General features: G+C 31.4%; 3 protein-coding genes and 1 rRNA gene. All 4 read left to right on the top strand.

Going from position 1 to position 3,097, the window contains the following annotated elements; all coding sequences use genetic code 11:
* Nucleotides 1-483: LacI family DNA-binding transcriptional regulator (locus tag Q7P22_RS08020; RefSeq protein ID WP_303862870.1), on the top strand; the 483-nt coding region annotated here is incomplete at its 5' end.
* A 66-nt stretch (nucleotides 484-549) separates the two neighbouring features.
* Complete coding sequence (locus Q7P22_RS08015; protein ID WP_303862866.1) at nucleotides 550-1,662, top strand: TMEM165/GDT1 family protein; 1,113 nt, start codon at nucleotides 550-552, stop codon at nucleotides 1,660-1,662.
* A gap of 13 nt (nucleotides 1,663-1,675) precedes the next feature.
* Nucleotides 1,676-2,332: a response regulator transcription factor gene (locus Q7P22_RS08010; RefSeq protein WP_303862863.1), complete on the top strand. Its 657-nt coding sequence runs from the start codon at nucleotides 1,676-1,678 to the stop codon at nucleotides 2,330-2,332.
* 706 nt (nucleotides 2,333-3,038) lie between these two features.
* Nucleotides 3,039-3,097, top strand: a 16S ribosomal RNA gene (locus Q7P22_RS08005); the annotation flags it as partial.

The following is a 3,097-nucleotide window of genomic DNA, read 5'->3' as shown; positions in this document are numbered from 1 at the left end:
CATAAGAATATTCTTTATGTGACATGGGATAAGGATTTAGATCTTTCTATCGAAAAACATAAAATTAAAGGCTATTCTGATGCAATGGCTAACATAGGGAAGAAACCATTAATATTTGGTATTGATGGATATAAGATTGATGACGGATATAAAAAAGGTGGAGAGATCTTAGAATTTATTCGTGAGAATGATGTAACGGCTGTATTTTGTTGTCAAGATGAAATAGCAATTGGATTGATAAACTACTTATATGATAATAATATAAAGGTTCCCGATGAAATTTCAGTAGTAGGCTATGGAGATATTTCACTTGCTTCTATTTATAGACCTAAGCTTACAACTATAAAAGAACCTTATTATGATCTTGGTGCTGTAGCCATAAGAAGGATTCTAAAGGAAGTAAAAGGTGAATCAGTAGATGAACGGTCCTTAAAATTACCTATACAATTAGTTGTTAGGGATAGTGCTAAAGACATTAAATAGAAATTATACTTTGGACAATTAGACAATAAATGTTGTCTAATTGTCTTTGTAATTAGAGGGTGAATTATGTTAAAAGAACTTATTAGGGCTTTTTTACTTGTTTTTGTTGCTGAAATGGGAGATAAGACTCAAATAATTGCAATGACATTTGCTACTCAATATAAGGTAATGGAAGTTTTATTAGGGGTTACCATAGGTGTTTTGTTCAATCATGGTATAGCTATCGTTTTAGGGAATTTCATATCAAAAGTAGTACCTATAAATTTGATTCAAATCATAGCAGGTTTATTGTTTATAATATTTGGGATTAATGCTCTAAAAATTGATGGAGAAGAAAATGTAGAAAATAAAAAAGCACTTAATCCAGTTGCTGCTGTTTCGATAGCTTTTTTTGTTGGTGAATTGGGGGATAAAACACAACTTACTGCTATGACCTTAGCTGCTGAAGCAAATTACCCTGTGTTTATTTTAATGGGTACCACATTGGGTATGATAGCTACAAGTGGGTTAGGTATCTTTGTAGGAAGTAGAATTGGCGAAAAAATACCTGAGTTACTTGTAAAAATTGTTTCCTCATTAGTATTCGTATTTTTTGGAACTATAAAATTGTTTGATTCTGTCCCTGGCAATTACCTTACTCTGCGAAATATTGTATTGATGCTCTCAGTATTAATTATAGTGGAAACATCTCTAATATTTAGGTTGGTAAGAGATGGTAAATTAAAGTCAAAAGCATCATCCCTAAAATACGTTGCAGAACGTCTTAAAAGACAGACGAAGGAATTAAAAAAGACACTCGATAGCATATGCTTAGGAGAAAGTAAATGTGGTACTTGTTCTAGCTCGGGTTGTTTGATAGGCTATACAAAATTCATACTTAAAGAAGCCTATGAGAATGGTAATTATTATAAAGATTTAAATGTTAATATTGATAAGTTATTGAAAAAGAATTATGACAAAGGTAAAGTCAGAGATGCTTTAATAATGATAATATTAGATTTTAAAAAATATGGATGGGATTTTAATGATGATTTTGTGGTGATGAAAATCAAAAATGCCCTTGAAGTCTATTTGTTTGGTAAAAGAGTTGAAAATGTTGATAATATAAATGACTATATTGAAGAAGTTAAAATCTATGATAAGGAATTAGAAACAGTCTTGAGAAAAAGATTCAGCTAGGAGGAACTTTGATATGCCTACGAAGATTATTAGGGTAATGTTAGTTGATGATCATAAATTGATGAGAAGAGGATTGAAACTTATTCTTGAAGCTGAACCTGATATTAGGATAATTGAAGAAGCATCTGATGGTAACGAGGCAATCAATAAAGCATTAAATTATAAACCTGACGTGATTATTATGGATATAAATATGCCTATTTTAAATGGACTTGATTCTTTAAAGAAAATGAAAGAATTTGGTGTTTCCAGTAAAGTAATCATTCTTACTGCCTTTACCAATAAGGAATATATAATTGCAGCTACAAAGATAGGTGCAAAGGGTTATTTATTTAAGAATGCGGATCCATGTGATTTGATAAAAGCCATAAGGGAAGTAAGTAAAGGAAGAAGTTATATTGAATTATCAGTTGCCAATATATTATCCTATGGTAGCAACGACGAGGGGCATAGCGATGTATTAGAAACAGATAAGATTAATTTATTATCAAGAAGAGAATATGAGGTTTTAGTTCTACTGTCCAAAGGCTATAATAATAAAGAAATCGGTAAGGAACTATTTATTAGTGAAAAAACAGTAAAGAATCATATAACAAATATATTTAAGAAATTGGAAGTTAATGATAGGGTACAAGCTACTCTGTTTGCTCTACATAATAGCATTAAGTAAAGAGAAATAAATCTTTTTTTAATAGATTTTGTGTAATATTCTCTTTAGATTGCAGCAATATATAATAATCATAAATTTTTAATTTAAAGTGTTGACAATAGATAAGATAGATGGTAATATTGTAAAAGTCATCTATGAAATTAACTACTAAAAATTACTAAAAGTTGAGTATAAAATTCTCTTGACAATGAGTTAATAAGGTGATAAACTAAAGAAGTCGCCTCGAAAGAGGATGACGTTGAACCAAGCCTTTTTGTCCAACGAGCTTTGCGAGTTGTAAGACAAAACGGACAGCGTAGCGAACAACGTGAGTGGAGAAGTAAAATGCGAACGTTAGTGAGCATGAACTTATGATAACTAAACAGTGTGAGACTTTGAATTAAAAGTTGACCTAACCCAATGAGCGATAGCGAATTGTTGGTAGGTCATTTGCAATGAGAACCAATTTTACACGAGTATAACGAGTGAATAAAATTGCGTTTCGAAACTGCGAAAACACAAAGAATCAATTCAAAAACATAAAACTTGTTATTTTTAGCTCAAGTGAAGAAACAATAACGATGTCATTCTAAACGTAAGTGAAGAAACGATATCATTGTCATTCTGAGCGAAGTCGAGGAATCTCTACATCATTGTCATTCTGAGCATAGCGAAGAATCTCGGGTTTATGTTTTAAACAAAGAGCTAGTCAAACTCTAGCACATTTTTTTATGAGAGTTTGATCCTGGCTCAGGACGAACGCTGGCGGCGTGCCTAACACATGCA

Source organism: Alkalibaculum bacchi, from assembly GCF_937875145.1.
GTDB lineage: Bacteria > Bacillota > Clostridia > Eubacteriales > Alkalibacteraceae > Alkalibaculum > Alkalibaculum bacchi_A.
The sequence above is the reverse complement of the archived record's forward strand: the minus strand, read 5'-3'. Positions and strand labels throughout refer to the sequence as shown.